This is a genomic window from Vibrio sp. 10N.222.46.A1 (assembly GCF_041473595.1).
GTDB classification, from domain to species: domain Bacteria; phylum Pseudomonadota; class Gammaproteobacteria; order Enterobacterales; family Vibrionaceae; genus Vibrio; species Vibrio tasmaniensis_A.
This window is the reverse complement of sequence record NZ_JBFRSN010000754.1, coordinates 1-1,791: the sequence shown is the minus strand read 5'-3', so window position 1 is coordinate 1,791 and position 1,791 is coordinate 1. Positions and strand designations below refer to the sequence as shown.

Annotated in this window: 2 protein-coding genes; one reads left to right on the top strand and one right to left on the bottom strand. The window is 42.3% G+C overall.

Features of this window, described 5'->3' with window-relative positions:
* Nucleotides 1-278: 278 nt before the first annotated feature.
* Nucleotides 279-698 (top strand): BLUF domain-containing protein, encoded by a 420-nt coding sequence (locus AB4496_RS19660; protein WP_017097344.1) that lies wholly within the window; start codon nt 279-281, stop codon nt 696-698.
* Nucleotides 699-791: 93 nt separating this feature from the next.
* On the opposite strand, the gene nrdF is transcribed toward AB4496_RS19660, so the two are convergent.
* Nucleotides 792-1,763, bottom strand: coding sequence for a class 1b ribonucleoside-diphosphate reductase subunit beta (gene nrdF, locus AB4496_RS19655; RefSeq protein ID WP_017097343.1), 972 nt, complete (start codon nt 1,761-1,763; stop codon nt 792-794).
* Between the last annotated feature and the right edge of the window lie 28 nt (nt 1,764-1,791).

The following is a 1,791-nucleotide window of genomic DNA, read 5'->3' as shown; positions in this document are numbered from 1 at the left end:
GTATTGGTCAATGTACGATTCGATGCATCTTCCAACGTCGAATCGATTTCGGTTCTCAACGACTAACGAGAGACTCGATGCAAGCAGGTCGCTAGAATGATTGAATGAACAACATTCGGCTCATTTTAGCGCATCTTGCTAGCTGTCCTTTGCTACTTCATCCCCATCCTCTTCTCTTCCAAAAGCCACCGAGTGACAATTAGGCCAATAACTCGCAATTCCATGAGCTTGGCTTATATTTATTAATACCCTTTGAACAAAAATTCGAAATGATGCCTATGTTCCTAACTCGGTTAATTTATGTCAGTACACTTTCCGAATGTTGTGATTCCAAAGCACTGGATGAAATACTCACTATCTCGCGAGACCACAATCGGCAGAGCCATCTAACAGGGCTTCTCAGTCATAATCAAAAGTACTTTCTTCAATGCATTGAAGGTTCTAGGGAGGCGGTAAACCATACCTACAATCACATCCTAAACGATAAGCGGCACGAGAGAGTGACCATACTGTATTTTAAAGAAGTTGATTGTCGAGAGTTTGGAGATTGGTCGATGGGAGACATTCCGCAGTCTAATTTGACTGAACTGTTGAACTTACAATTTTCGACTTCGGATCAATTTAACCCATACGAAATGTCTGGCGAAAGTGCTTATAAAATGCTTTTAGAGTTAAAGCAAAATTTGCCGTCTGAGTGACCGAATTTTCAAACGGCTGGCCTTAGAACGATGATGTCGATTCAGGGGTAAGTAATCCTCTTTCAAGCCCGAGTTCATACTCGGGCTATTCGTTCAAAAATCCCAGTCATCGTCTTCGGTAGCGACAGCTTTACCTATGACATAAGAAGATCCTGAACCAGAAAAGAAGTCATGATTTTCGTCAGCATTGGGCGACAGGGCGGCCATGATAGCAGGGTTAACCTGACAGAGTTCATCAGGGAACAGTGCTTCAAACCCCAAATTCATCAACGCTTTGTTAGCGTTATAATGTAGGAAGTGCTTCACATCTTCAGTTAAGCCAACAGGATCATAAAGCGATTCGGTATATTGTGTTTCGATTTCATAAAGAGAGAACATTAATGAATAAGCTTCATCCTTAACTCTCGCCTGTTCTTCCTCACTAAGAGATTGGTAGGCGAGCTGAAATTTGTATCCAATGTAGTAACCATGAATCGCCTCATCACGAATAATCAGACGGATCAAATCCGCTGTATTGGTCAGTTTAGCCCGACTCGACCAATGCATGGGTAGATAAAACCCAGAATAGAATAAGAAACTCTCTAGAAAAACACTGGCCACTTTTTTCTTTAGCGGATCGCCTTCAGCCAAATAATCATCGAGGACAATCTGTGCTTTTTTCTGTAACAGAGGGTTCTCTTCAGCCCAGCGAAACGCTTCATCAATTTGCGGCGTAGTACACAAAGTTGAGAAGACCGAAGAGTAGCTACGAGCATGAACGGCTTCCATAAAAGCGATGTTAGTTAATACCGCTTCTTCATGAGGTGTTCTCGCATCTTCCATCAAGGCTGGCGCACCCACCGTATTCTGAATCGTGTCGAGTAACGTTAAACCGGTAAAAACTCTAATCGTTAGCGTTTGCTCTTCTTCAGTTAGTTGCTTCCATGTTTGAATATCATTGGATAAAGGTACCTTTTCAGGCAGCCAAAAATTAACCGTCAGGCGATTCCAAATCTCTAGATCTTTGCCATCAATCATACGATTCCAGTTAATCGCTTGAACAGGTCCGGATTCCATCTTTTTCATTGCGTTTATCCCTTTATTACAGTGAGCA

Bases quoted from the DNA above. Each gene is read 5' to 3' on its own strand.
- AB4496_RS19660 (WP_017097344.1), top strand. From the start codon at position 279: ATGTTCCTAACTCGGTTAATTTATGTCAGTACACTTTCCGAATGTTGT.
- nrdF (WP_017097343.1), bottom strand. From the start codon at position 1,763: ATGAAAAAGATGGAATCCGGACCTGTTCAAGCGATTAACTGGAATCGT.